Here is a 24,308-nt window from a genome sequence, read left to right as displayed (position 1 = left end):
AACCCGCCGAAGCAGGTTTTTTTCATCAGAACATTGCGCCCGGTGGCACATCTTTGAAAGTGTTGCAGTAGTTAGCCCACATACTTTTCAGGATTTTGCGAAGTTTCATCAGGTAGCTCCATTAACTTGTTATACAACTTTATCGTCAATGTGCTTATAATATGACCATCGTCACAAAAATCAATATTTTTGTGACGTACATCACAATTTTATTCTTCCTGCCAAACCTGAAAAGTGGGGCTCACGGCACCTTAAAGCGTCAGCCTACGATCCCGCGAACAAAAGCTTCGATCTCTTTGTCCTGGCAATTCTCAAAGAAGCACTGCTGGAAACGCTGACCCGAAACGGCCGTCTTCACCAGCTCGGGATCGATTGCGCGCAGCGTATCCAGATAGTTCTCTTTCACGACCGCCGCTTTAACCTGGTTCAGAATACCGGCATTACGCACCTGCGGCTCCTTGCGCTCGGGCGGATAACCTTCACCGTTTCGACCAGTGAACGCTTTTTCAAAGATAAACCGAACGTTCAGTTCAGCCCCCCAACCGAAGCCTTTGGCAAACGGCAGGGAGAGCGCGTTACCGTTGTTGATCTGAGCAAACAGGAACGCATCCGCAGGATCAATGCAATAGCCGCAGATAACACCCGGGTGGATGTTCAGCGACATCAATGCCCCCTGCCCCGTACCGCAGCCGGTCACAACAAAATCAACGGCTTTCGCATTCAGTAAAATGCTCGCCATAATCCCCAGATGGATATAGGTCAGGTGATGGTCATTCTCGTCGCTCATGCCCACGTTATAAACCGGGAACCCTTTTTCATCGGCTACCGTTTTCAACTCTTTCAGTATCACTGGGTTTTTCGCGGCCTGGCTGTTTTCCATCATCAGTGCAATTTTCATTTCATCTCTCCTGAATGCGTGGCGGGAGATCCCGCTATGGATACCTTTACCTGTTCACCCTACTATCAAACAAACAACCTTTCAAATTAAATGAAAGGTTGTTTTAAAAAACAAAGACGGGTTCACAATTTAGCGAGAATGAGACCGTACGCCAAACGTGCATTAAAAAGTTAAAGCAAACCTGTTGCCGCTTCAGCCCGTTAGCTAGACTGCAAAAGTACACGCTAAAACCGTATGGGGTTGACCTGTGAATCAGCGCTGCCGGATGCTTCGCTCCCTCTTTCTACTCGCGTTGACGGGTATGTTGCTTGCTTGCCCCCCTGCCCGGGCAGAAGAGCCTGTACCGGTCTGGATCTTTGATGCTAACAACTTCGAATTCTGGCGCACACCGCAAGGAGAGTGGCAGGGTTTTTATCCTGAACTGATTAAGGCCATCAATAAACAGGCGGGTACGCAGCTGCAGCTGCGACCGCTCTCCGGAGCCGATATTAGCCAGCGTTTTGCACAAAATGAGTATGGCGTGTATGCCGGGGTATTGCGCACGGAGAAGCGAGCCAGAACCAAAATTCTCTCAGCACGTTTGTTTGATAACGACGTGGTGGCCGCCAGTCCATCGATGACGGTGACAACTGCCGAACAGCTCAGCCATGCCCGGGTGCTGTTCCGTAAAGATGACGCGACGCTCGACAGTGTGCAACAACGTTATCCCGACCTTAAATTTCGTTCTCTGCGCCTCGTCGCCACCAGCGACGAGGCTTTTCGCTTACTGAGCGACAACCAGGCTGATTTCTATATTAATGACGCTCCGGAGATGGAGAATACCCAGCGCTATTATCTGGTCTCCCGGCCCTTTCCTGAGCTACGCATTCCTGTCGTCCTCGCCTTCAGCCCTGACCTGCTTCCCTTGCGGGATAAAATCAATGCGCTGATTGGCACCTGGTATCGCAACGGCGAAATCAACACGATGCTGGAGGAGAGCAAGCGCAATTACCTGCTAAGCCGTATCACCCTGTCAGAGGAGGAGCGAACCTGGATCGCGCATAACCGCCTGCAGATCAACCTGCCCAAAAACGAGAATTTTGCCCCGCTTATCTGGCGGGACAGCAAGGGCTACCACGGCACAGCCATTGATATGATTAACGACATGCGCGATTTACTGGGCATGAAGGTTGATGTCAATTTTATCGATCACTATTCGAGTCTTCCGCGACAGCAGTGGGCGGTTCGATTGATTGATATCGTTGATCGAAGCGACAGTGCGCATGCACAGGGTCGTATCGGCCCCGACATCGCCTGGCACAACGCCTATTACAATCGCAGCAGTCAGCCCTTCTTGTGGAACGAAGAGAGTATTCGCAGCCAGCGCGTCGGCGTAATCGACGGTTCGTTTGCCGCAGCCTATTTACGCCAGCGTTTTGGCAGCGATGTGATCATCGTGACCCGGCCAACCATTGACGGTCTTATCGACGCGATTGAGAACGATGAGATTGACTATATTCTGGGCGACCTCAGTTCGCTGGAGTCCACGCTTCGCGGCAACGAACTGTTTCGCGGGGTGCTGAAAGTCGCGGGGGTCACCCGCTCTGAATTTATTATTGGCCCCTGGGTGGATCCGCAGCATCCGCTCTTTCATCTGCTGACTCAGGTTCATCGCCTGTCAGAATACCGCACGCAAATAGAACGTCAGGATGAGCAGAGTTACTTACCCGATTTTTCTAAAAACACGCTGAAGATTATCAGCGTGATTTTGCTGATCGTGGCCCTGTTCAGCATCGGTATGCTGATCATGATGCGTCGCCATTTACGCCAGAACCGGATGGTTAACCGCAATATGGTGCAGGCGCTGGAGAAGGTAAACCGCGCGCACGATGACGAGACCGGCAGCCATATTCAGCGCGTCGCCCGATATTGCGGCTTGATGGCGCGTGAGCTTGGGCTTTCGCGCAAAATGACCCGTGAGATAGAACATTTTGCCTCACTTCACGATGTCGGAAAAATTGCCGTGCCAGAGCGTATTCTGCGTAAGCAAGGCCCACTGACCCAGGACGAGTTTGCCGAGATGAAACTTCATACCGTGAAAGGGTGGCGGATTATTCAGGGCTTAGAGCTGGGCGCAGTTGCGGAGAATATTATCCATTTCCATCATGAAAAATGGGATGGCAGCGGATATCCGCAGGGGCTGCGGGGAGAACAGATTCCGCTGGAAGCCCGCATTCTGGCGCTGGCCGATGTGTATGATGCCCTGCGGCAAAAGCGGGTCTATAAGCCGGGATTCACTCACGAGCAAGCCTGCAAGATCATTCTGGAGGGTGACGGCCGCCATTTTGACCCGCAGCTTATTGCGCTGTTTCGCCTGCATCATCTTAAGTTTAAAACCATTTTTGACAGCCTGGCCGACTAAACGGCCCGTCGCAAAGAGAAAGCGCAGATTGCCCGGCTATTCCTCGCATTGCGACTCACATCTGCAGGTACGATAACGTATTTCCACTCACTCAGAGCGAACCATGAAAAGAGTCTTCGTCGCCGGTACGATCCTGCTGCTGGCGGGCTGTAACATTAATCGCCAGGCTGAGGTCAGCACCCTGGACGCGCCAAACGGCATCGTCCGCCTCGACTACGGGCAAGCAATGCTGCAAAACGCCTATTCCGATGAGTATGTTAATAACGGCACCGCAGCTAAAGCGTGTCAGAGCATGGGGTATGCCACCGCCTCTGCCTATGGCCAGCCCATTAAAACCTGCACCCTGACCAGCGGCTCTCTGTGTCTCAATGAGAGCGTGACGATCCAGTATAAATGCATGGGCTTTGCCGTAAACCCTAAGGCAAATAACCCGTGGTATTAATCTGTGCTGCCAGTATTGACTGGCAGTGTATTTCATTACGAACAAAAACAATTCTCATTAATAAAATATAAATCGGCAATGCGTTTTATTCCCATTCGTATTTTAAATAAAGAAATAATTATTTTACGTTTTGCAAATAATTAAATAACAAATTATAGTGTCGCTCATTGTGAACCAGAATTAATAACCCGGAGCGTCACCATGCTGAAAACTGAAATGATCGACAAGCTCAATGCGCAAATGAACCTTGAGCTTTTTTCATCCCTTCTCTACCAGCAGATGAGCGCCTGGTGCAGTTACCACAGTTTTGAAGGCGCTGCCGCCTTCCTGCGCCGCCACGCGCAGGAAGAGATGACCCACATGCAGCGTCTGTTTGATTATCTGACTGACACGGGCAGCCTGCCGCGCATCGATAACGTTGCGTCCCCGTTTGCCGAGTATAATTCGCTTGATGAGCTGTTCCGTGCGACCTATGAGCACGAGCAGCTGATTACGCAAAAAATTAACGAACTGGTTCATGCGGCAATGATCGGCCAGGATTATCCGACCTTTAATTTCCTGCAGTGGTACGTGGCAGAGCAACACGAAGAAGAGAAACTGTTTAAATCCGTGCTGGATAAATTGTCTCTGGTGGGGAAAACAGGCGAAGGTCTTTACTTTATCGATAAAGAACTTTCTACCCTCGATACACAGAAATAATATTGCTGCGGTGCTGTTTTCAGCGCCGCACTTTTTATTCTCCGCGCACAGATTTACATACACCCCGCACAGCTTGTACACCGCCAGTCCTGCGCATTGACCGCCTGGTAAAAATACCGGTAGTTAGCCGTCTCCAGCGGAATACCGGCGTCAAAAAAAACATCTGTCAGCCAGTCTACGTTTTCGATGATCCACTCATCTTCTTTTAGCCCTTGCGCAAAGGTGTCGTCCTCAGGATCGATGATCGAATAAATGGCCCAGGTACCCATATCCTTTTCACGACGCGATTCAGGTAGCTGCAGGGCCTGGTTCTGCCAGCTGGTTATCCAGTGACCATGGCACAGTAAATTACCGCCCCGACTCCACGCCGCGGTAAAGGGATTATTTCCCGCCATCCGCCCTCACTTTATTTGAAAACTTATAGTTATTGTTTAAATTACGCCTGATTTTTCGGCAAAAATAGTGCCCTTACGAAGTAGGTATCCCCTCCCAAAGGGGCAGGTCCGGGTAAATTACCTAAAGTCGAAAAATATCGTAAATAATTCATTACACCTACTGTAACGGTCATTTGACGAAGCGGGGCTTTTCCCTTACTCTGCGCCGCAGAATTTGTCGCGATTACGAATCGTTGTAGAGGAATGTGTGAAAAACAGAACCCTGGGAAGTATTTTTATCGTCGCCGGAACGACGATTGGCGCAGGAATGCTGGCGATGCCTCTGGCTGCCGCAGGCGTTGGATTTGGAATGACACTGCTGCTCCTTGGCACACTCTGGGCGTTGATGTGCTACACCGCCCTGCTGTTGCTTGAGGTTTATCAGCATGTGCCCGCGGATACCGGCCTGGGTTCTCTTGCGGCACGCTACCTGGGACGCTATGGCCAGTGGATAACCGGCTTTAGCATGATGTTCCTGATGTACGCCCTGACCGCAGCCTATATCAGCGGCGCCGGGGAGTTAATCGCCTCCAGCGTTAACGACTGGTTCGACGCTGACATCACGCCTTCAACGGGCGTTATCTTTTTTGCGCTTATTGGCGGGGGTGTGGTCTGTGTGGGGACTTCGCTGGTCGATCTGTTTAACCGTTTTCTGTTCAGCGCCAAAATACTGTTCCTGATTGTGATGCTGGTTCTGCTGGTACCGCATGTTCACAAGGTCAATCTGCTGACGCTGCCGCTGGAAAAAGGGCTGGCGCTGTCCGCGATCCCGGTTATTTTCACTTCGTTTGGCTTCCACGGTAGCGTGCCCAGCATCGTGAGCTATATGAACGGCGATATCCGTAAGCTACGCCGCGTCTTTGTGGTGGGGAGCGCCATCCCGCTGATTGCCTATATTTTCTGGCAACTGGTGACGCTGGGGAGCATTGACGCGTCGACCTTTACCGGGCTGATGGCGGAACACGCTGGCCTGAACGGCTTTCTGCTGGCACTGCGCGAGGTAGTCACCTCCCCGCACGTTGAGCTGGCGGTCCATCTGTTTGCCGACCTGGCGCTGGCCACCTCATTTCTGGGCGTGGCGCTCGGCCTGTTTGATTACCTGGCCGATCTGTTCCAGCGTCGTAATACTGCCGCAGGACGCTTACAGACAGGGGCTGTCACCTTCCTGCCTCCTCTGGCGTTCGCACTGTTTTACCCGCGTGGGTTCGTGATGGCGCTGGGGTATGCAGGTGTGGCGTTATCCGTGCTGGCCCTGCTGCTCCCTTCCCTGCTGGCCTGGCAGAGCCGCCAGCAGCATCCTCAGCAAGGGTACCGCGTCATGGGTGGCAAACCGCTGCTGTGCATTGTGTTTGCCTGCGGAGTGATGATTATTCTGGTGCAGTGCTTGATTGCCGCGGGGATGCTACCGGAAGTGGGTTAACAAAAAAGGGGCTGAAATCAGCCCCTTTTTATTAGTGCAAACAGCAGCTCTTAAACTTCTTACCGCTGCCGCACGGACACGGATCGTTACGCCCGACCTTTGTGCCGTTAACAATCGGTTTTTTTGCTTCCGGCTGCTGTGGGTTGTCCACCCAGTAATTGTACAAACGCAGTGCCGCAGGCTGAATGCTCTCAATGCTGGCTTTATATTCGTCTTCGCTCAGCTCATCCAGCTTCTCGCTGTTCTCGTCTGTACCGTGCAGCGCAATCGCATCAAGATCGGCCTTCAGTGCTTCCGGTAAGGCTGACCAGTCCGTCAGCGCCACACCGCGCATATAGCCATAACACCACTCTTCAACAACGGTATAGCTCTCGCCGTCGACATCGTTGTAACCAAACATCGGCTCAAACTGATCCGGGTATTCGCTCAGTCGCTCAGCAATGTCGTTCATATGCTTAAAGCAGAGATCGATAAAACGGTGCATTTCACGATCGTTTTTCCAGCGCGGAATGTATTTCTCGCCACCCCACACGGCCACCAGCCAGGTATCTGGCTCAACGACAACAGGGCCGGAAAGGACTGCGGTAAGCATGCCGTCCAGTTCAGACACGTCAATCACGGACGCATCGTCATGACCGTAAGACATTAATGTCTCTTCAAGCCACGCCATTTCGCTTTCATTCAATGGGCCTTCAGTCATCGCTGACACTCCTGATAAAAAAGGAAAAGATCCTGACACATATCTCACGGCTTTCCTATCTGAAGTTTAGGTCTTTATTGCTGCAAAAACGTGCAAATCGTGACCATTGCACAACTTATGGGCTTTGTTGTTAACGATATGTGATCTCCGCTGTAATTTCATCGCGTCCCACAAGGTGCCATATCACCGCACTCTATACTCAAACATGTCACAACCCGCTCAATGGGTTAACCATTCTGGCAACGATTTTGCTTAATGTTCTTCGCGCGAACCTGCGCAGGGAAACCTCGCCGTATTACGCAGGCGTTGTCTGGATCTTGTTCGTTTAGTGCATTTTGTTCTTGCTCGTGTTTTTGGATTGGCTGCGCCGTCGGCGTCCGGGTTTACGCCGTGGTGCAAAAACCTCTTTGCTAAGGAACATAATAATGTCGCTGAAATTTATCAGAACTCCCCTTTCTCTCGTGCTGGCCGGTTGTCTGGTGACGGCATTTTCTGCGCATGCAGATATTGTCATTGGTGTGGCCGGGCCGTTTACCGGCCCAAACGCCACCTATGGCGATCAGTACTGGCACGGTGCAACGCAGGCCGCTGAAGACATTAACGCCGCAGGCGGCATTAACGGCGAGAAGATTAAGCTGGTTCAGGGGGATGATGCCTGCGAGCCGAAACAAGCCGTGGCCGTCGCCAACCGTCTGGTCGACCAGGATAAAGTCAACGCGGTGGTCGGCCATTTCTGCTCCTCTTCCACAATGCCCGCCTCCGAGGTGTACAGCGACGCGGGGATCCTTGCCATTACCCCCGGCTCGACCAACCCGCTCATTACCGAACGAGGCATGACCGATATGTTCCGCATGTGTGGTCGCGATGACCAGCAGGGCCAGGTCGCCAGCGATTTCATTATCGATAAGCTGAAAGCCAAACGTGTGGTCATCATCCATGACAAAGACACCTACGGTCAGGGGCTGGCAGACGCCACCAAAGCTGCGCTGGCGAAGCGCGGGGTTCAGGATGTGATGTATGAGGGCTTATCCCGTGGTGAGAAAGACTTTAACGCGCTGGTGACTAAAATCGGCGCACAAAAGCCGGATGTGGTGTTCTTCGGCGGTTGTCACCCTGAAGCCGGCCCGCTGGTTCGCCAGATGCGTGAACAGGGTGTGCAAGCGAAATTCTTCTCCGGCGACTGTATCGTCAACGAAGAGATGGTGACCGCGGCGGGTGGGCCACAATATACCAAGGGGATTTATATGACCTTTGGTAAAGACCCGCGTCTGATCCCGGATGGGAAAGCGGTCATTGAGAAATTCCGCGCCGGAAAATTCGAGCCTGAAGGTTATACCCTCTACTCTTATGCCTCCGTTCAGGCCATTGCCGCGGCCTTCAAGGCCACGGGCGGTAAAGACTCGGCCAAAGCCAGCGAATGGCTGAAAGCCAATGCCGTCGACACGGTTATGGGCAAAAAAGCCTGGGACAGCAAAGGCGATTTGAAAGTGTCTGACTACGTGGTGTATCAGTGGGACGATAACGGAAAATATAAGGAAGTTCAGTAACGGGACGGAGTCACGCTCAACGCCGGCAGGTTCGCCTGTCGGCGCGTAATAAACATCAGGCTGCGCGTGCCGCGCAGCTTAAAATAACGAGCGCGCTATGATGAGTACATTCTTCCTGCAACAGTTAATAAATGGCTTAACGCTGGGCTCCGTCTATGGATTAATCGCCATCGGCTACACCATGGTGTATGGCATCATTGGTATGATTAATTTCGCCCACGGCGAAGTGTATATGATCTCCGCCTACCTCTGCGCCATTGGCCTGGCGCTGCTCTCTTTCTTCGGCCTGCAGTCGTTCCCGTTGCTTATCCTCGGTACGCTGATCTTCACGATTGTGGTGACCGGTGTTTACGGCTGGACTATCGAGCGCATTGCCTATAAGCCGCTACGCAACTCCACCCGTCTGGCACCGCTTATCTCCGCCATCGGGATGTCACTGATTTTGCAAAACTACGCGCAGCTGAGCCAGGGGCCGCGTCAGCAAGGGGTGCCCACGATGCTGGATGGCGTACTTCGCCTGCATATCGGTGAGGGGTTCGTTCAGATAACCTACACCAAAGTGTTTATTCTGGTTGCCTCGTTCGCCGGCATGCTGTTGCTGACATGGATAATCAACAATACCCGGCTTGGACGGATGTGCCGTGCGGTGCAGCAGGACCGCAAAATGGCCTCCATTCTGGGCATTAACACCGACAGAATCATTTCGCTGGTCTTTGTGATTGGCGCGGCGATGGCCGGTCTGGCGGGTGTGCTCATCACCATGAATTACGGCACCTTCGATTTCTACGTCGGATTTGTCATTGGCATCAAGGCGTTTACCGCAGCGGTGCTCGGCGGGATTGGCTCCCTGCCCGGTGCGATGCTCGGCGGGTTGATTCTGGGCGTCGCCGAGGCGCAATTTTCCGGCATGGTGAACTCAGATTATAAAGATGTGTTCTCGTTTGGCTTGCTGGTCTTGATCCTGATTTTTCGTCCTCAGGGTCTGCTTGGCCGCCCGATTGTCGCCAAAGTGTGAAGGAGAATACGATGACCTCTCACGGCTTTTCGCTTAAGCGCTGCATTCTGGACGCCATTTTTTCCGGGCTGATTGCGTTAATAATTTTTGGCCCGATTGCCGGCGTGGTGCTGGACGGATACAGCTTTAATTTCGCCGGACAGCGGCTCGCATGGATAGTCGGCATCGTGATGCTGGGCCGTTTTCTGCTGAGCGCTTTTTTAGGTACCGCTCCGGGTGCACGTTTCCAGGCACGTTTTGAAGCCGACAGCGCGGGGGTTTATGTCCGGCCGCCGGAATACAAAAGCCGCATGCGCTGGATAATCCCGCTGATTATCGCCCTTGCGATCTGCTTTCCCTTTGTTGCCACCAAGTACGTTCTCACCGTCGCCATTCTTGGTCTTATCTACGTGCTTCTCGGTCTCGGGCTGAATATTGTGGTCGGTCTGGCCGGGCTTCTGGATCTCGGTTATGTCGCTTTTTATGCCATCGGCGCTTACGGGCTGGCGCTGGGGTATCAGTATCTGGGATTAGGATTCTGGAGCATGCTGCCGCTGGCGGCAATTATGGCTGCCGCGGCCGGCGCCCTGCTCGGCTTTCCGGTGCTGCGCATGCACGGTGATTACCTGGCGATCGTCACGCTTGGCTTTGGGGAGATTATTCGCCTGATCCTCAACAACTGGCTGACCTTCACCGGTGGCCCGAACGGCGTTTCTGCCCCGCCTCCCACCTTTTTCGGACTGGAGTTTGGCCGCCGCGCCAAAGAAGGAGGCGTGCCCTTTCACGAATTTTTCCATCTGACCTACAACCCGAACATGAAGTTTATCTTTATCTACACGGTGCTGTTCCTGGTGGTGATGCTGGTGCTGTATATAAAGCATCGTCTGACGCGGATGCCGATTGGTCGGGCATGGGAAGCCCTGCGGGAAGATGAAATCGCCTGTCGCTCAATGGGATTAAATCATGTGCTGGTCAAGCTCTCGGCCTTTACGCTGGGTGCGTCGACTGCCGGCATCGCCGGGGTGTTTTTTGCCACTTATCAGGGCTTTGTCAACCCGACATCGTTTACCTTTTTTGAATCGGCGCTGATCCTGGCGATTGTGGTGCTCGGCGGTATGGGCTCAACGCTTGGCGTGGTGCTGGCGGCGTTTGTGCTCACGGTGACGCCGGAGCTGCTGCGCAGTTTTGCCGAGTACCGGGTTTTACTGTTTGGCATGCTGATGGTGGTGATGATGATCTGGCGTCCACGCGGGTTGATTCGCATTAACCGCAGCGGGTTTGCCGTGCGTAAGGGCGTAGCGCCATGAACGGAACGATATTAAGCGTTGAACATCTTATGATGCATTTCGGCGGGATCAAGGCGTTAAACGACGTCAACCTGGACGTGCAGCGCGGTTCAATTACTGCACTTATTGGCCCAAACGGCGCGGGAAAAACCACCGTCTTCAACTGCCTGACCGGTTTCTATAAGGCTTCCGGCGGCAAATTTTTTCAATTTTTTTCTTTTCTTTTTTTTTTTTTCTTTTCTTTTTCTCTTTTTATTTTTTTTATTTTTTTTTTTCTTTCTTTTTTTTTTTAATTTTCTTTTTTTTACTCTTTTCTATTTCTTTTTTTTTTTTTTTTTTTTTTTTTTTTTTTTTTTTTTTTTTTTTTTTTTTTTATTTTTTTTTTTTTTCTTTTTTTTTTTATTTTTTTTTTTTTTTTTCTTTTTTTTTTTTTTTTTTTTTTTCTTTTTTTTCTTTTTTTTTTTTTTTTTTTTTTTTTTTTTTTTCTTTCTTTCTTTTTATATTTTCTTCTCTTCATTATTTTCTTTAATACGCGCAATAAGACGACCAACGTCATTCAGATCCTCGGGCAAAAATTCCAGCCAGGAGACTGGATCCACCCTGCGCAGTTTGGGCAACGCCTGTTCTACAAAATGTTCGGCGGCACTCACCTGGTGAACCGCGCCGGACTTGCGCGCACCTTTCAAAATATTCGTCTTTTTCGCGAGATGTCGGTCGTGGAAAACCTGCTCGTGGCCCAGCACATGCGCGTCAATCGCAACCTGCTGGCTGGCGTATTCAATACGCCAGCGTACCGACGGGCGGAAAACGACGCGCTGGACAGGGCCTTTTACTGGCTGGAGGTGGTCGATCTTGTGGAGTGCGCCAACCGCCTGGCGGGCGAGATGTCGTACGGCCAACAGCGGCGTCTGGAGATCGCGCGGGCCATGTGCACCGGCCCGGAAATGATCTGTCTGGATGAACCCGCCGCCGGGCTGAACCCGGTAGAGACACATAAGCTGAGTAACATTATTCGTTTTCTGCGCGACAACCACGGCATAACGGTATTACTGATTGAGCACGACATGGGGATGGTGATGGAAATATCGGACGACATTATTGTGCTCGACCATGGCGATGTGATTGCCCGGGGGAAACCTGAGCAGATCCAGCATGACGAAAAGGTGATTGCCGCCTATCTGGGCACCGATGAAAGCGAGGTCACTCTATGAATGAGCCGCTGCTGGCATTTCGCGAGGTGGATGTGTTCTATGGCGTGATTCAGGCGCTGAAGCAGGTATCCCTCGAAGTGCATAAAGGGGAAACGGTGGCGCTTATCGGCGCGAATGGCGCGGGTAAATCGACATTGCTGATGTCTATTTTTGGCCAGCCGCGTATTCGTAACGGGCAAATCCTGTTTTGCGGCGAAGACATCAGCCATAAATCTACCCACTATGTGGCCTCCGGCGGCATAGCGCAGGCACCCGAGGGGCGGCGTATTTTTCCGGATATGACGGTTGAAGAGAACCTGCTGATGGGGACCATTCCTGTCGGCAATCAATTTGCCGCCGACGATATGCAGAGCATGTTTGAGTTGTTCCCGCGCCTCAAAGAACGCCGTAAACAGCGAGCCATGACCATGTCCGGCGGAGAACAGCAAATGCTTGCCATCGCCCGCGCGCTAATGAGCCGCCCTAAACTGCTACTGCTGGATGAACCCAGCCTGGGTCTGGCGCCCATAGTGGTTAAGCAGATCTTCCAGACGCTGCGCGAGCTGGCTCGCAACGGCATGACCATTTTTCTGGTAGAGCAAAATGCGCATCATGCTCTGAAGCTTTCTGACCGTGGCTACGTCATGGTCAACGGGCAAATTCGCCTCAGCGGCAGCGGCGAGGAGTTGCTGGGAAACCAGGAGGTAAGAAAAGCCTATTTAGGCGGAGTGTAATTCATACGCGTGTCATACTCATGTCGCGCATAAATGTAAATATATGTCAGGCGATGCGACGCGGATGTTTCAATATACCGCTATTAACATCTTCGCTGATTATTTATGAAAGATAGACATTTGCGGCCATCGGTCCGCTGAGTCCGTTGATGCGACAGAACTCAACGCGAATCCCGGGAAGGAGCGTTTCTTTTTCGTTGTTATTAAAGGCTGAAATGTGGAGAAAAACGTCCTTTCGACCATCTGAAGGGATGATTAGGCCTTTACCACTGTGCATATCAAAACTTTTGACAATTCCTGTCATTTTACGAGACAAATAAGATCCTCTTAGAAAACATGCATTAACTATACACATAAATTAATTTTAAGCTAATGCAGTGTGACACTTTTTATGTGAGCCTTCCGGAAGGCTAAAATAAAAATTGCTAATTCTCCCGCCTCATGCATTAATGAAGTCGTTGGTTTAATCCACACACGAGCGTAAAAAATTTTACCCGGCAGTCCTCATAACCAGGCGCTATCGCTGATATCCCCTCCTTTTGAGTCCATACGTTTAATATTATACGTTTCTTAGCATTTCAAATACTCACAAGGAGTCTGCATGTCTTCAAGAATTATAGGTTTGGTTAAGTGGTTTAACGAAGATAAAGGTTTCGGTTTTATCTCTCCTGTCGATGGCAGCAAAGATGTGTTTGTGCACTTTTCTGCTCTGCAGGGCGATGATTTTAAAACTCTCTTTGAAGGCCAGAAGGTCGAATTTGCTATCCAGAGTGGCGAAAAAGGCCCTGCTGCTGCAAGCGTAATACTTTGCGATAGATAAAGTTATCACGGACCCGCGATCACGATGATGGATTTTTCCTGAGTAGACGGGTCCTGGATTAGAAGGCTTTTTCTGAGCAACAGGTCAGCATATTTTTCTCGTAGAAAGAGTGTGCTGACCGATGTGATGAAGTGCAGGTCTGCTGCACGAAGAGTCTTAAAGCAGAAGCGAGCTGCTTGTAAAATATCAAAGTGCGTAAGAGGTCAGGCAACCTCCAAAAGCATCACTTCTTCAATGTTGCTTTGCCAAATGAGATCGTCTGTAAAGACGCAAATTCATCATCTGGCAAATGCATTTTTAGAATTTTTGAGCGGTTTTGAAAAGAGTGCTGCAGTGTGGGCAGACAAGTTGAGCCCCTTTTTGTACACGGCTGAAACTATGCTCAGAGTCTTTTGAACAGTTTGGACATGGACATTTAACTAAGTAATTGCGACGGAATTGTGTATTTTTACGTCCTGACATAGGCATCTCCTGATTTAAACGACTGTCACCATACACGTTCACGAAGATGATTGCTTGCTTTTATTTCCGAATGATTGCAAAAACCAAAGAAAGTACAAATGCAACGTTTTTTCGAAAATTAAATACCGCTAATGTTAAAAAAGGTAAATGATATCAACTTAAATATTCACTTCAGATGCCCATGTTGTCATGGCTCCCAATACAGAACGTCGATTTTTGATGTGTCTGAAAAAAATCCGTATGGCGCTAAATGCATTTTCTGCAAATCGACGATGACATTCGCAGACAGACCTGACAGCCAGACAAAAATTTTCGCGCCGTCCTGATCCCCCTCGCCTTCACAGAGAAGGTGCTTAAGCAGATAACGACCAACAAGGTGAGATATGAAGAAAGTCATCGTCTTTTTCAATGGTAAACCGAGCAATGTTGTCACCGTGCTTAAGGGTATTACATCCATACGGCAGGAATATCCGAATGGTGAAGCGATAAACCTGCAGATAATGTCCGCAGGTTTTCCTTCTCTGACCGGCGATCATGAAGTGGTTTATGTGGCGTCGGACAGGGAGCTGACTTCTCAGGAAATTCTGGATGCGGCTAAGAAATATTTATAATTATTCTGAATGTATGGCTGTTCTTGTAGATGCCCTTATTTAAGGGTAATCCCCTTCTTATTTGTGCTGCTAACATCTTTTGTGTACCCTCCCCCGCGTTAAAAACCTAATACGGAATGAATAATACGTTAACGCTATCGCGAACAAACACATCCCTAATAGACTTAATTGCGTCATGATGTGTCAGGTGGCTTATTGTCTCAGCCCTGATTCATTCAGTTGTGTGTCAGACACAATATGCGTTACCTCATCCAGGTGCCCAATTCTGGCCTCCCCTGAACGATTAAACTTACTCTTATCTATCAACAATAAAGACTGAGAAGCGCGCTTGAGTAGCAGCGATTTGAAGCCAGCGTTGACCCTGTTGGAATCCCATAACCCTCCATGACTGTCTATCCCTTCGCAGGAGAAGATAAACAGGTCGATGTCCAGCAGTTTGAGTTGTGAAATCAACGAGGGGTTAACGTAGCAGCCATACTTACGCTCGAGTTTACCGCCGGAGCTAATAAGTTGAATCTGTTCACGTTTGCCCAGTTCCAGGCAGATGGGGTGACTGTTAGTAAAGACCTGAATATCGATGTCAGGCAGTTGACGCGCAAGATACCAACAGGTTGAGCTGGCATCCAGAGCAATGACCATCCCGACTTCAATCCACTCCAGCGCTTCTCTGGCGATATCCGCTTTATGCGTGAAGTGGCTCTTAAGGCGAATATGAAAAGGATCGCCGCTGTCCTGGTTTTCCCGGTGAATATATTTCGCCCGCCCGTGGTTGCGCAGCACTTTTCCCTGCGCCTGCAGTTCGCTGAGATCCCGGCGAATGGTCTCTTTACTGACGTTAAGCTGGGTGGATAAAACGTCCGTCGTCAGACTATGATGCTGAATCAACAGGTCGATTATCGTTTGCTGACGTGCCTCTTTCATTTTTTCTCACCCATCATTCGATATACGCCCGCGCTGGCGGGCGCACCGGCATGAGATTACGGCGTTACCCCCTTTTTTAAAAGAATATTCCCGTATTTAGCACACTCCCCTGTGACAACGATCGCAAAGGATTTTTTGGCACGTGCGTAAAACGCATAGCGGTCAATGCGGGTAATTGCAGGACAGGGTGCCTGACGTGAAAGCGCATCGCGATAGCGAGCCTCAACACGGGGATCGAGGGAGTCACCCTCAACCGCAGCCATCATCACCAGTGGCGGCGCGTAGCTGTCGAGCTCAAACAGCGGGATAATCGCATGCAGCAATTCGCTGACCTTTAGCCCATCGGCGCGTATAACCTGCGGCCCCATACTGTGGGCGGGGAAATGGGCATCAGAAAAAATAATCTCATCGCCGTGGCCCATTTCGGCCAGGACTTTCAGTAGTTCAGGTGATATTAACGGTGAAATCGTTTTTAACATCTCAAACTCCCTCGATCGGTGCAGATTCGGTTTCCGGAAAGAAGTAGCGGTACTGATAATGCATCTGCGCTCTGGCGTGTTCCGGGCTCGTAAATTCTCCGACCCCGTACCAGCCAAACAGGGCTGCCCCCGCGACAGTGGTTTCTGCATCATCAAGTACCTTGATGGGGATGCCGAGCATATTGGCTTTGATCTGGTTCCACAGCATGTTACGGCTGCCACCGCCGACCAGCAGCAGTTCAGTCGCGTTGAAGTGACCAATCTTTTCCAGCGTGCGCAGATTCTGCGCCAGCTGCCCGGTGAGGCCCTCCAGCGCAGCGCGATAAAAATGACCGCGTGTGGTGTTGAGTGTGACGCCCTCCCAGCCTGCATGCTGACAGCCGAGGAGATCACAGTGCATTTTCACCCCTTCGGACCCCATGGGTATGCGGCGGGCTGTCTCAATCAGCGTTTGCCAGGGCGTCTCTTCGGTCCAAAGCAGTTTACGTACCCATTCAAGTACGCCCGATGCCAGCCACTGCATGCCAGGGTTATACAGCCCTGGCTGGCTATCCAGTTCGCAGGTAGAACCGACGTAGCGACTGAGCAGCGGCGTGTTGACCTGCGCACTGCGCACCATCAGGATCTCCCATGTTCCCGAGGAGAGGACGGGTTCATCCGCCGCGGCACCTGCACCAAACAGCGCAAACTGGGTATCGTGTCCGGCGGAAATCACCGGGATACCGGCGGGTAGGTCAAGCCATTGGGCAGCATCAGACTGTAATTTACCGACGAGCTCACCGGCTTCCACCAGACGTGGGAAGAGCCGACGCGGCAAACCCGCCGCCTGCAAAATTTCATGGCTGAAATCGCGCTGTTGAATATCCAGCATCTGGCTGGTCCCTGCCATAGTAACGTCGGTGGTGAATTCGCCGGTCAGACGGTGGTTAATCAGCGACGAGATAAACAGCCAGGCGTGTGCCTGTTCCAACAGCTGCAGGTGATTTTCTTTTAGCCACACCAGCTTATACAGTGTATTGAAGCCAAATGCCCCCACGCCGGAAATGTCCTGAAGCCGCTGAGGTGACAGCAAGCGGCCAATATTTTTCATCACTTCGGCGGTGCGTGGGCATTTCCAGCTGATGATTGGGTAGAGTAGCCTGCCGTGCTCATCGACCAGCGCGCCATCAACGCCGAAGGTGGTCACCGTGACGCCGCGAACGTGGCAGTTTGCCAGACTCGTCTTCAGCGAGCGGCAACAGTCCGCGAAGCGTTGCATAATGGCATCGAGAGACCACTGGTGCCAGGCGCTATTTTCTATGGCGATGTCGCTGGCATTTGCCGTAGCGGCACGGGCGATAATTTTGCCCTGCCGGTCAACGGCAATGGCCCGGATATTGGTCGCTCCGCAGTCGAGAACCAGAATAACCTCTTGTTTCATAGCAACTCCTGAAACGTCGCCGGCTAACATGTCGCTTATCCGGCCTGCAATTCGGTGTTTTACAGGCCCGGTAAACATACGCTACCGGGCAAAAACGTTTACTCAACGTTTGTACAGCGGGCCATAGTTTTGACAGGCGCGGTAATCCTGGCCTTCGCTATCCATGCCGTGCGCAGCCCAGGCGGAAGGACGATAGACCTTCGACTCTTCCACGTTATGCATGCAGACCGGAATTCGCAGCATTGATGCCAGGGTGATGAAGTCTGCGCCGACGTGGCCGATGGTCAGCACGCCATGGTTTGCCCCCCAGTTCGCCATCACTGAATAAACGTCGGTAAAGGGACCTTTACCCGTCAGACGTGGTGCAAACCAGGTGGTCGGCCAGGTTGAGTTGGTACGGGCGTCAAGCTGATCGTGCATCTCTTTCGGCAGTTCCACGCTCCAGCCTTCTGCAATCTGCAGAACCGGGCCAAGACCTTTGATGATATTCACGCGGGTCATAGTGAACGGCACGCCGCCTTCCGTCAGGAAGCGAGAAGAGAAACCGCCGCCGCGGAAATATTCATGTATTGCCGGACACCATTCGGTGGCCGCCAGGCAGGCATCAACCTCCTGCTGGCTAATGTCCCAGAATGGTTTCATCGTTGGCTTGCCATCGCTGCCGCGCTGTTTGCATGAGCCATCGAGAGCCGCAGAGCCGGAGTTGATCAGGTGGATAATACCCTTCTCAGCCAGACCGCTGAGCGGTTGACCGGTCACGCGCGCTACCGCGTCTGGAGACCAGTAGGTGCGCACGTCGGCGAACACCTGTGCTGTGCCGGTCAACTGGTGGCCCATTAGCATCGCGACGCCGTTGAGGCTGTCATTTTCGGTCGCGACGACAAAGGGTTCACGCACGCCATTCCAGTCAAAGGAACTGTTAAGCAATGCTTCGGCGGTATCGCCGTTCGGGTATTGATCGGTCCAGTGACGCTGGCCCTGGAAGCCTGCCGCAATGGCGTTGTAGCCCAGCGATTCTTCCACCCGCCCTTTTTCCGCCAGTGCTGGGTTGCCCTGCATCATGTCGCGGATACACATCGCCATCAGCAGGCTCTCTTTCAGCACCTCACGGTTTTGCGCTTCGTTACGCTTATACTGCTGCGCGTTCTGGTCTTCGCCGTAGCGGAAGTTTTTGTCCGCCCAGGCCAGCGCCATTTCCAGTTCGGTTTCATCGAAGATTTTCTGATCAATGCGGCGGCGCAGTTCAGTCATATCAACTGCCTGTACCTTCATCCCCAGCCAGGATTCGAAGAAGTTAGGGTCGACGATGGAACCGGCAATCCCCATCGACACCCCCCCAATGGAGAGATAGCTTTTCCCTTTCATACTGGCGACGGCTAAACCGGCACGCGCAAAGCGCAGCAGTTTTTCCTCAACATCTTCGGGAATCGAGGTGTCGTCGGCGTCCTGGACATCATGACCATAAATAGAGAATGCCGGAATCCCTTTCTGGCTGTGTGCAGCCAGCGCGGCGGCCAGATAAACGGCACCCGGACGTTCAGTCCCGTTAAAACCCCAGATGGCTTTCGGACGCATGGGGTCCATATCGATCGTTTCGCTCCCGTAGCACCAGCACGGCGTCACGGTGATGGTCACGCCGACGTTCTGGCTGCTGAATTTTTCTTCACAGGCGGCAGATTCGGCCATCCCCGCAATGCAACCGTCAGCAATGACGCATTCAATTTGCTCGCCGTTGGGGTGACGAAGCTTTTCAGTGAGCAGCGCGGCGGTGGCGTTGGCCATATTCAGGGTTTGCTCCTCCAGAGACTCACGAACCCCCATACGACGACCATCAATCACCGGACGGATACCTATTTTCGGTAAGCTGATTTTTTTCATGACAGATCCCTCACGTTTTCGGATACAGGTTTAATTCGTTGCCGCTTGCGAACGGAAACGGGCAAAGATGAAGATGACGGCAAAACACACTGCCGGAACCAGTTCTGCTGTTGGGATATTGCCTGCAGCATCGCTGACAAAGCCCATGACCGGCGTCACAATCCCGCCGCCGATAATGGTCATGACGATGAATGACGAGCCGTATTTGGTGTCCTGACCCAGGTTCTTAATCCCAAGGGAGAAAATGGTTGGGTACTGAATAGACATAAATGCACTGCACAGTGTTAGCGCCAGTAGGCCGAAATGGCCGCCGAATACGGCGGAGACCAGGCATAGCACCATGGCAAGCAGGGCATAAGCGGCCAGTACTTTATGCGGTGCGAAGCGGCTGATTAGCCATGTACCGGTAAAGCGACCGATGAAGAAGCACACCATGGTGCCGGTCAGGTAGTTGGCGGCGAAACCTGGCGTCATGCCGGGGATCTCTTCAATAGCGTACCGGATCAGGTAGCTCCAGCAGGCAGTTTGCGCGCCGACATAGCAAAACTGCGCCAGCACCGCCCAGCGCCAGTGGCGAATACGGACCAGACGGGAAAGAGAGGCAGAAAATGTGCTTTGTGTGCCGTCGACGTGATTATCGCTCTGAAGGACCGGAAATTTGGTCAACATAATCAGCAGGGCGACCAACAATACAATTGCCACGATAATCATATAAGGCGTTTGTACGGATAACACCAGGCTATGCTTATAAATGCTTAGCTGTTCTGGCGTCATTTTATCGAGTACCGACTGAGAGTGATGGGGCACGTTAGACAAAATTAGGCTTTGTCCAAACACAACGGCAATAATCGCGCCAAAAGAATTAAAAGTTTGCGCCAGATTAAGACGGAAATGACCACCACTCTCTGGCCCCAGCACTGTCACAAAGGGGTTAGCACCAGTTTCAAGGCAACCTAACCCCGCCGCTATAATAAAAAGACCGACAAGAAACAATGTATAATTCATTAACTCAGCCGCAGGCCAGAATAATGCAGCACCAATGGCATATAAAAACAACCCGGTAATAATACCTGCCTTATAGCTGAGTTTTTTCATTAGTATCCCGGCAGGAACTGGAATGACAAAGTAGCCGAAATAGAACGCAGATTGTATCAGGCCAGCCTGGAAGTTTGTCAGGGTAAAGGCTTGCTGAAACTGGGGGAGTAAAATGTCATTCAGGTTATTAGCGACTGCCCAAAGAAAAAACAGTGAGCAGAGTAACGCGAAAGGAATAATGTAACGCTGGGCTTGCCCGGCATTGACCGCACGAAAACTCTGCGTTGGTATTGTTGTATTTCCCATAACACCCTCGTTAGTCAGAAGCGTCAGAATGTGACTTTCCTTTCTTGCCAGACGGTAAAAATAAAAAGGTGCTTTACTCTTACTGGCGCGAATCTGGCGATCGGAATGATCTCGTGAATGCATTTTCATGTAAAAAAGGGGGGCGAATATGATGACAATCACATTTAACGGCAACGCGATATCTTTATGTGATCGTTATCACTTTAAATTTAATAAAAACAACCCCCATCGGGGAAAATAAACATGAAAAACCACAACCCCAGTGACCGATTTAATGCATTACTCCGAAAACGGGCATTTTCACGGTAAAAATCATCAAAACGACTGTTTGAATAAAAATCTTCTGAATCGGTCATTTTTACCGAAATGAATTAATTGAATAAGGATCAATTCCAGACTATTAATTGACGGTGATCACAAAGTGAAACCACCGGATTTTTTTTAGCGTTATTCCCTATAAAGATGGTGCGCAAATATACGGTTAATTCATCAGGACAACAGGCTTGTTCTGCTGGTGCTTTAGATCATCAAGAGAGGTAACAAATGGAACGAAATAGACTGGCGCGGCAGATTATTGATACCTGCCTGGAAATGACCCGCCTGGGGCTAAATCAGGGCACGGCTGGCAACGTCAGCGTGCGCTATCAGGACGGGATATTGATAACGCCAACGGGGATCCCCTATGAAAAACTGACGGAGTCACACATCGTTTATATTGATGCCGACGGTCAGCATGAACAGGGCAAACTGCCTTCCAGCGAGTGGCGTTTCCATATGGCCGCCTACCAGACGCGCCCGGATGCGCAGGCGGTGGTGCATAACCATGCGGTGCACTGTACCGCCGTGTCTATTCTTAACCGCCCTATCCCGGCCATTCATTACATGATTGCCGCCGCAGGCGGTAATTCCATACCCTGCGCGCCATATGCCACATTTGGGACACGCGAACTGTCCGACTATGTCGCCTTTGCCCTCAGGAACCGCAAAGCAACCCTGTTACAGCACCACGGCTTAATTGCCTGTGAAGCAAATCTGGAAAAAGCCCTGTGGCTGGCGCATGAAGTTGAAGTACTGGCACAACTGTACCTTTGCACGCTGGCAATAACGGATCCGGTCCCGGTACTGGATGACGATGCTATCGCCATTGTGCTGGAAAAATTCAAAACCTACGGACTGCGCATTGAAGAATGACATCGCATAGCAAACAGGAGAAATGCCATGGCGAAAAGAATGATTTTGAACGAAACGGCCTGGTTTGGCCGGGGCGCGACAGGGATGCTTTGCGATGAGGTAAAGCGTCGCGGCTATCAAAAAGCGCTGATTGTCACCGACAGGACGCTGATACAGTGTGGCGTGGTGGCGAAGGTCACGGATAAGCTGGACGAAGCGGGGTTGGCCTGGGAAATATACTTCGGCGTGCTTCCTAACCCGACAATCGGAATAGTACAGGAAGGGCTGGGTGTTTTTCAGAACAGCGGCGCAGATTACCTTATCGCTATCGGGGGCGGCTCGCCTCAGGATACCTGTAAGGCAATCGGTATTATCAGCAATAACCCGGCGTTTAAGGATGTTCGTAGCCTTGAAGGCCTGTCCCCAACCCGTAACCCCAGCGTACCCGTTCTGGCCATTCCCACTACAGCCGGAACAGCGGCTGAAGTGACCATTAACTACGTAATCACTGATGAAGAGAAGCGGCGTAAATTTGTTTGCGTCGATCCGCACGACATTCCGCAGGTCGCTTTTATCGATGCAGATATGATGGACGGTATGCCGCCAGTGCTGAAAGCAGCAACCGGCGTTGATGCACTGACTCATGCGATTGAAGGGTATATTACCCGGGGTGCATGGGCCTTGACCGATGCGCTACACATCAAGGCGATTGAGATTATTGCCGGCGCACTGCGCGATTCAGTCAAGGGCGATCGAGATGCCGTCGAGGCGATGGCGCTGGGCCAGTATGTTGCCGGCATGGGCTTTTCCAACGTTGGCCTGGGGCTGGTTCACGGTATGGCGCACCCGCTGGGTGCTTTTTATGACACACCGCACGGCGTGGCGAATGCCATTTTGCTGCCTCATATCATGCGTTACAACGCTGACTTTACCGGCGATAAATTCCGCGATATTGCACGGGCGATGGGCGTGAAGGTTGAAGGGCTGAGCCTTGCAGACGCGCGCAATGCTGCCGTGGATGCCGTCTTCAGGCTTAATCACGATGTGGGGATCCCGCTCCATCTGCGTGAGGCTGGAGTACAAAAAGAAGATATCCCGATGCTCGCCCAGGCGGCATATGATGATGTCTGTACTGCCGGCAACCCACGGGAAGCGAGCCTGGCAGATATTAGCGAGCTGTACCATACCGCCTGGTAGTGCGACTGCGTTACCCGGTTTAGAGGCCCCTTCTGGGCCGGGTGACGCAGAGAGACAGTGCCATCAGTATTTAAAACCGTGATTTCGCAGCTGACGACCGACGCCGACAGATCCTATCGCTAATGGCCATTGTTGGGCATGATTGCCCTCTTATTGTGGCGAAGTTGAAGGGTGAAACTATGGTATACGGCGAAAAACAGGCACAAAAAAACCACCTTTCGGTGGTTTCACGACACTGCTTATTGCTTTGATTATTCTGCTTTTTCCCATGGTAGCCGGAGTGGGACTTGAACCCACACAGCGCGAACGCCGAGGGATTTTAAATCCCTTGTGTCTACCGATTCCACCATCCGGCCAGGGAAGAAAGTGGAGGCGCGTTCCGGAGTCGAACCGGACTAGACGGATTTGCAATCCGCTACATAACCGCTTTGCTAACGCGCCGTAAAACTTTTTTGCACGACACCCGCTATTGCGCATGTCTTTAATCTGGAGCGGGAAACGAGACTCGAACTCGCGACCCCGACCTTGGCAAGGTCGTGCTCTACCAACTGAGCTATTCCCGCATGTCATCAAGTTAACTTCTAACCACTTGATTTCATTATCGTCCGGCTAGCTGTGCCGCCGTTCGATGCGTTGCATTCTACTGATATGACGGTATGAGTCAACGTTATTTTTTGCATCCCCGGATCGTTTGCTGAAAATTACGTCGAAACGATCACTGATCAAGCAAATCGCCGCGGGCAGCGTTTAAATATTGCAGCATAGACCACAGCGTCAGTACCGCAGCAACCCACAGCAGCCCAATCCCCGCCCACTCAACCCAGGCGTTTGGACGCCAGAGCATCCAGACCAGCGAGGCCATTTGCGCGGTGGTTTTCACTTTACCAATCCACGATACCGCGACGCTACTGCGCTTACCCAGCTCCGCCATCCACTCACGCAGCGCAGAGATGATGATCTCACGGCCAATCATGGTTGCTGCAGGCAGCGTTACCCACCACGTGTGGTAGTGCTCAGCCACCAGCACCATCGCGATAGCGACCATGACCTTATCGGCGACCGGGTCGAGGAAGGCACCGAAGCGGGTGCTTTGGTTCCAGCGGCGTGCCAGATAACCGTCAAACCAGTCCGTAACCGCAGCCACCAGGAAAATCAGTGCACAGGCAAAAGGGGCCCAGACGACTGGCAGGTAAAACGCCAGTACAAAGAACGGGATAAGCACAACGCGAAAAAGTGTGAGCAACGTAGGGATATTAAATTGCAT

27 protein-coding genes, 3 tRNA genes and 1 pseudogene are annotated in these 24,308 nt (G+C 51.6%); 15 read left to right on the top strand and 16 right to left on the bottom strand.

Annotation, left to right across the window (positions count from 1 at the left end):
- Positions 1–25 precede the first annotated feature (25 nt).
- Together azuC and QE396_RS02940 are read right to left on the bottom strand one after the other, a co-directional pair.
- Positions 26–109: a stress response protein AzuC gene (gene azuC, locus QE396_RS02945; RefSeq protein WP_014832437.1), complete on the bottom strand. Its 84-nt coding sequence runs from the start codon at positions 107–109 to the stop codon at positions 26–28.
- Between the two features lie 150 nt (positions 110–259).
- Entirely contained in the window at positions 260–898 is a 639-nt protein-coding gene (locus tag QE396_RS02940; protein ID WP_020883367.1) for an RpiB/LacA/LacB family sugar-phosphate isomerase, read from the bottom strand.
- Between the two features lie 301 nt (positions 899–1,199).
- Here QE396_RS02940 and QE396_RS02935 point away from each other — a divergent pair, with 301 nt between their 5' ends.
- From QE396_RS02935 to ftnA, 3 genes are all read left to right on the top strand, one after another.
- Entirely contained in the window at positions 1,200–3,299 is a 2,100-nt protein-coding gene (locus tag QE396_RS02935; RefSeq protein WP_230075024.1) for an HD domain-containing phosphohydrolase, read from the top strand.
- Between the two features lie 103 nt (positions 3,300–3,402).
- On the top strand, positions 3,403–3,741 hold the full coding sequence (gene yecR / locus QE396_RS02930) for a YecR family lipoprotein (RefSeq protein WP_020883365.1): 339 nt from the start codon (positions 3,403–3,405) through the stop codon (positions 3,739–3,741).
- Between the two features lie 201 nt (positions 3,742–3,942).
- Entirely contained in the window at positions 3,943–4,440 is a 498-nt protein-coding gene (ftnA, locus tag QE396_RS02925) for a non-heme ferritin (RefSeq protein ID WP_014170693.1), read from the top strand.
- 53 nt (positions 4,441–4,493) lie between these two features.
- Here ftnA and QE396_RS02920 read toward each other — a convergent pair whose 3' ends face one another.
- Complete coding sequence (locus QE396_RS02920) at positions 4,494–4,835, bottom strand: hypothetical protein (protein WP_020883364.1); 342 nt, start codon at positions 4,833–4,835, stop codon at positions 4,494–4,496.
- A gap of 247 nt (positions 4,836–5,082) precedes the next feature.
- Between QE396_RS02920 and tyrP the strand changes: the two genes are divergently transcribed.
- On the top strand, positions 5,083–6,294 hold the full coding sequence (tyrP, locus tag QE396_RS02915; RefSeq protein WP_020883363.1) for a tyrosine transporter TyrP: 1,212 nt from the start codon (positions 5,083–5,085) through the stop codon (positions 6,292–6,294).
- A gap of 31 nt (positions 6,295–6,325) precedes the next feature.
- Here tyrP and QE396_RS02910 read toward each other — a convergent pair whose 3' ends face one another.
- Positions 6,326–6,994: a YecA family protein gene (locus QE396_RS02910; RefSeq protein WP_020883362.1), complete on the bottom strand. Its 669-nt coding sequence runs from the start codon at positions 6,992–6,994 to the stop codon at positions 6,326–6,328.
- A gap of 425 nt (positions 6,995–7,419) precedes the next feature.
- Between QE396_RS02910 and QE396_RS02905 the strand changes: the two genes are divergently transcribed.
- From QE396_RS02905 to QE396_RS02890, 4 genes are all read left to right on the top strand, one after another.
- On the top strand, positions 7,420–8,541 hold the full coding sequence (locus QE396_RS02905; RefSeq protein WP_020883361.1) for a branched-chain amino acid ABC transporter substrate-binding protein: 1,122 nt from the start codon (positions 7,420–7,422) through the stop codon (positions 8,539–8,541).
- Between the two features lie 100 nt (positions 8,542–8,641).
- Entirely contained in the window at positions 8,642–9,556 is a 915-nt protein-coding gene (locus QE396_RS02900; protein WP_025203827.1) for an ABC transporter permease subunit, read from the top strand.
- Between the two features lie 11 nt (positions 9,557–9,567).
- Positions 9,568–10,842, top strand: coding sequence for a high-affinity branched-chain amino acid ABC transporter permease LivM (gene livM, locus QE396_RS02895; RefSeq protein ID WP_020883360.1), 1,275 nt, complete (start codon positions 9,568–9,570; stop codon positions 10,840–10,842).
- Complete coding sequence (locus QE396_RS02890) at positions 10,839–11,114, top strand: ATP-binding cassette domain-containing protein (protein ID WP_404997359.1); 276 nt, start codon at positions 10,839–10,841, stop codon at positions 11,112–11,114. The genes livM and QE396_RS02890 overlap by 4 nt, the downstream gene beginning before the upstream one ends.
- Before the next feature lie 11 nt (positions 11,115–11,125).
- On the opposite strand, the gene QE396_RS02885 is transcribed toward QE396_RS02890, so the two are convergent.
- A complete protein-coding gene (locus QE396_RS02885) occupies positions 11,126–11,338 on the bottom strand; it encodes a hypothetical protein (protein ID WP_309949867.1) in 213 nt (70 codons plus the stop codon).
- Between the two features lies 1 nt (position 11,339).
- Between QE396_RS02885 and QE396_RS02880 the strand changes: the two are divergent.
- Positions 11,340–12,032, top strand: a pseudogene (locus QE396_RS02880) (ATP-binding cassette domain-containing protein); the annotation flags it as partial.
- A complete protein-coding gene (locus QE396_RS02875; protein WP_014170701.1) occupies positions 12,029–12,745 on the top strand; it encodes an ABC transporter ATP-binding protein in 717 nt (238 codons plus the stop codon). The pseudogene QE396_RS02880 and the gene QE396_RS02875, both read left to right, overlap by 4 nt.
- 103 nt (positions 12,746–12,848) lie before the next feature.
- Here the strand turns inward: QE396_RS02875 and cspF are convergent, their stop codons facing one another.
- The gene (cspF, locus tag QE396_RS02870; protein WP_025203826.1) at positions 12,849–13,061 is read right to left on the bottom strand and encodes a cold shock-like protein CspF; all 213 of its coding nucleotides are present in this window, start codon (positions 13,059–13,061) and stop codon (positions 12,849–12,851) included.
- A 285-nt stretch (positions 13,062–13,346) separates the two neighbouring features.
- On the opposite strand from cspF, the gene QE396_RS02865 reads away from it, so the two are divergent.
- Complete coding sequence (locus QE396_RS02865; RefSeq protein WP_014170702.1) at positions 13,347–13,565, top strand: cold shock domain-containing protein; 219 nt, start codon at positions 13,347–13,349, stop codon at positions 13,563–13,565.
- 297 nt (positions 13,566–13,862) lie between these two features.
- Here QE396_RS02865 and QE396_RS02860 read toward each other — a convergent pair whose 3' ends face one another.
- Positions 13,863–14,027 carry a YnfU family zinc-binding protein gene (locus QE396_RS02860; RefSeq protein WP_214579409.1) on the bottom strand — a complete coding sequence of 55 codons (165 nt, stop codon included), beginning with the start codon at positions 14,025–14,027 and terminating at the stop codon, positions 13,863–13,865.
- Between the two features lie 131 nt (positions 14,028–14,158).
- Here QE396_RS02860 and QE396_RS02855 point away from each other — a divergent pair, with 131 nt between their 5' ends.
- Positions 14,159–14,353 (top strand): hypothetical protein, encoded by a 195-nt coding sequence (locus QE396_RS02855; protein WP_032669962.1) that lies wholly within the window; start codon positions 14,159–14,161, stop codon positions 14,351–14,353.
- A 57-nt stretch (positions 14,354–14,410) separates the two neighbouring features.
- A complete protein-coding gene (locus QE396_RS02850) occupies positions 14,411–14,638 on the top strand; it encodes a hypothetical protein (RefSeq protein WP_014170703.1) in 228 nt (75 codons plus the stop codon).
- 192 nt (positions 14,639–14,830) lie between these two features.
- On the opposite strand, the gene fucR is transcribed toward QE396_RS02850, so the two are convergent.
- From fucR to fucP, 5 genes are all read right to left on the bottom strand, one after another.
- Positions 14,831–15,559, bottom strand: coding sequence for an L-fucose operon activator (fucR, locus tag QE396_RS02845; RefSeq protein WP_020883359.1), 729 nt, complete (start codon positions 15,557–15,559; stop codon positions 14,831–14,833).
- Between the two features lie 56 nt (positions 15,560–15,615).
- Positions 15,616–16,038, bottom strand: coding sequence for an L-fucose mutarotase (gene fucU, locus QE396_RS02840; protein WP_020883358.1), 423 nt, complete (start codon positions 16,036–16,038; stop codon positions 15,616–15,618).
- 1 nt (position 16,039) lies between these two features.
- Positions 16,040–17,458 carry an L-fuculokinase gene (gene fucK, locus QE396_RS02835; RefSeq protein ID WP_047366325.1) on the bottom strand — a complete coding sequence of 473 codons (1,419 nt, stop codon included), beginning with the start codon at positions 17,456–17,458 and terminating at the stop codon, positions 16,040–16,042.
- A gap of 102 nt (positions 17,459–17,560) precedes the next feature.
- Positions 17,561–19,336, bottom strand: coding sequence for an L-fucose isomerase (gene fucI / locus QE396_RS02830; protein WP_020883355.1), 1,776 nt, complete (start codon positions 19,334–19,336; stop codon positions 17,561–17,563).
- Between the two features lie 30 nt (positions 19,337–19,366).
- Positions 19,367–20,677, bottom strand: a complete 1,311-nt coding sequence (gene fucP / locus QE396_RS02825; protein WP_020883354.1) for an L-fucose:H+ symporter permease — start codon at positions 20,675–20,677, stop codon at positions 19,367–19,369.
- A gap of 543 nt (positions 20,678–21,220) precedes the next feature.
- Here fucP and fucA point away from each other — a divergent pair.
- The gene (fucA, locus tag QE396_RS02820; protein WP_020883353.1) at positions 21,221–21,868 is read left to right on the top strand and encodes an L-fuculose-phosphate aldolase; all 648 of its coding nucleotides are present in this window, start codon (positions 21,221–21,223) and stop codon (positions 21,866–21,868) included.
- 27 nt (positions 21,869–21,895) lie between these two features.
- Positions 21,896–23,044 carry a lactaldehyde reductase gene (gene fucO, locus QE396_RS02815; RefSeq protein WP_047366324.1) on the top strand — a complete coding sequence of 383 codons (1,149 nt, stop codon included), beginning with the start codon at positions 21,896–21,898 and terminating at the stop codon, positions 23,042–23,044.
- A 269-nt stretch (positions 23,045–23,313) separates the two neighbouring features.
- Here fucO and QE396_RS02810 read toward each other — a convergent pair.
- The 4 genes from QE396_RS02810 to pgsA all read right to left on the bottom strand — a co-directional run bounded on the left by QE396_RS02810 (position 23,314) and on the right by pgsA (position 24,308).
- Positions 23,314–23,400 (bottom strand) — tRNA-Leu (locus QE396_RS02810).
- Between the two features lie 11 nt (positions 23,401–23,411).
- Positions 23,412–23,485: transfer RNA gene (locus QE396_RS02805), tRNA-Cys, on the bottom strand.
- A gap of 46 nt (positions 23,486–23,531) precedes the next feature.
- Positions 23,532–23,607: transfer RNA gene (locus tag QE396_RS02800), tRNA-Gly, on the bottom strand.
- A 152-nt stretch (positions 23,608–23,759) separates the two neighbouring features.
- Positions 23,760–24,308, bottom strand: coding sequence for a CDP-diacylglycerol--glycerol-3-phosphate 3-phosphatidyltransferase (pgsA, locus tag QE396_RS02795; protein ID WP_014170706.1), 549 nt, complete (start codon positions 24,306–24,308; stop codon positions 23,760–23,762).

The organism is Enterobacter sp. SORGH_AS_0287, from assembly GCF_031453695.1.
In the GTDB taxonomy this organism is placed as follows: domain Bacteria; phylum Pseudomonadota; class Gammaproteobacteria; order Enterobacterales; family Enterobacteriaceae; genus Enterobacter; species Enterobacter ludwigii.
The sequence above is the reverse complement of the archived record's forward strand: the minus strand, read 5'-3'. Positions and strand labels throughout refer to the sequence as shown.

Coding starts and splice junctions, on each gene's coding strand:
- pgsA (WP_014170706.1), bottom strand. CDS start 24,308: ATGCAATTTAATATCCCTACGTTGCTCACACTTTTTCGCGTTGTGCTT.
- fucO (WP_047366324.1), top strand. CDS start 21,896: ATGGCGAAAAGAATGATTTTGAACGAAACGGCCTGGTTTGGCCGGGGC.
- fucU (WP_020883358.1), bottom strand. CDS start 16,038: ATGTTAAAAACGATTTCACCGTTAATATCACCTGAACTACTGAAAGTC.
- livM (WP_020883360.1), top strand. CDS start 9,568: ATGACCTCTCACGGCTTTTCGCTTAAGCGCTGCATTCTGGACGCCATT.
- fucI (WP_020883355.1), bottom strand. CDS start 19,336: ATGAAAAAAATCAGCTTACCGAAAATAGGTATCCGTCCGGTGATTGAT.
- QE396_RS02850 (WP_014170703.1), top strand. CDS start 14,411: ATGAAGAAAGTCATCGTCTTTTTCAATGGTAAACCGAGCAATGTTGTC.
- fucP (WP_020883354.1), bottom strand. CDS start 20,677: ATGGGAAATACAACAATACCAACGCAGAGTTTTCGTGCGGTCAATGCC.
- QE396_RS02905 (WP_020883361.1), top strand. CDS start 7,420: ATGTCGCTGAAATTTATCAGAACTCCCCTTTCTCTCGTGCTGGCCGGT.
- QE396_RS02910 (WP_020883362.1), bottom strand. CDS start 6,994: ATGACTGAAGGCCCATTGAATGAAAGCGAAATGGCGTGGCTTGAAGAG.
- QE396_RS02865 (WP_014170702.1), top strand. CDS start 13,347: ATGTCTTCAAGAATTATAGGTTTGGTTAAGTGGTTTAACGAAGATAAA.
- QE396_RS02940 (WP_020883367.1), bottom strand. CDS start 898: ATGAAAATTGCACTGATGATGGAAAACAGCCAGGCCGCGAAAAACCCA.
- yecR (WP_020883365.1), top strand. CDS start 3,403: ATGAAAAGAGTCTTCGTCGCCGGTACGATCCTGCTGCTGGCGGGCTGT.
- azuC (WP_014832437.1), bottom strand. CDS start 109: ATGAAACTTCGCAAAATCCTGAAAAGTATGTGGGCTAACTACTGCAAC.
- fucR (WP_020883359.1), bottom strand. CDS start 15,559: ATGAAAGAGGCACGTCAGCAAACGATAATCGACCTGTTGATTCAGCAT.
- QE396_RS02935 (WP_230075024.1), top strand. CDS start 1,200: ATGTTGCTTGCTTGCCCCCCTGCCCGGGCAGAAGAGCCTGTACCGGTC.
- QE396_RS02875 (WP_014170701.1), top strand. CDS start 12,029: ATGAATGAGCCGCTGCTGGCATTTCGCGAGGTGGATGTGTTCTATGGC.
- ftnA (WP_014170693.1), top strand. CDS start 3,943: ATGCTGAAAACTGAAATGATCGACAAGCTCAATGCGCAAATGAACCTT.
- QE396_RS02900 (WP_025203827.1), top strand. CDS start 8,642: ATGAGTACATTCTTCCTGCAACAGTTAATAAATGGCTTAACGCTGGGC.
- QE396_RS02855 (WP_032669962.1), top strand. CDS start 14,159: ATGTTAAAAAAGGTAAATGATATCAACTTAAATATTCACTTCAGATGC.
- fucK (WP_047366325.1), bottom strand. CDS start 17,458: ATGAAACAAGAGGTTATTCTGGTTCTCGACTGCGGAGCGACCAATATC.
- QE396_RS02860 (WP_214579409.1), bottom strand. CDS start 14,027: ATGTCAGGACGTAAAAATACACAATTCCGTCGCAATTACTTAGTTAAA.
- QE396_RS02920 (WP_020883364.1), bottom strand. CDS start 4,835: ATGGCGGGAAATAATCCCTTTACCGCGGCGTGGAGTCGGGGCGGTAAT.
- fucA (WP_020883353.1), top strand. CDS start 21,221: ATGGAACGAAATAGACTGGCGCGGCAGATTATTGATACCTGCCTGGAA.
- QE396_RS02890 (WP_404997359.1), top strand. CDS start 10,839: ATGAACGGAACGATATTAAGCGTTGAACATCTTATGATGCATTTCGGC.
- QE396_RS02885 (WP_309949867.1), bottom strand. CDS start 11,338: ATGAAGAGAAGAAAATATAAAAAGAAAGAAAGAAAAAAAAAAAAAAAA.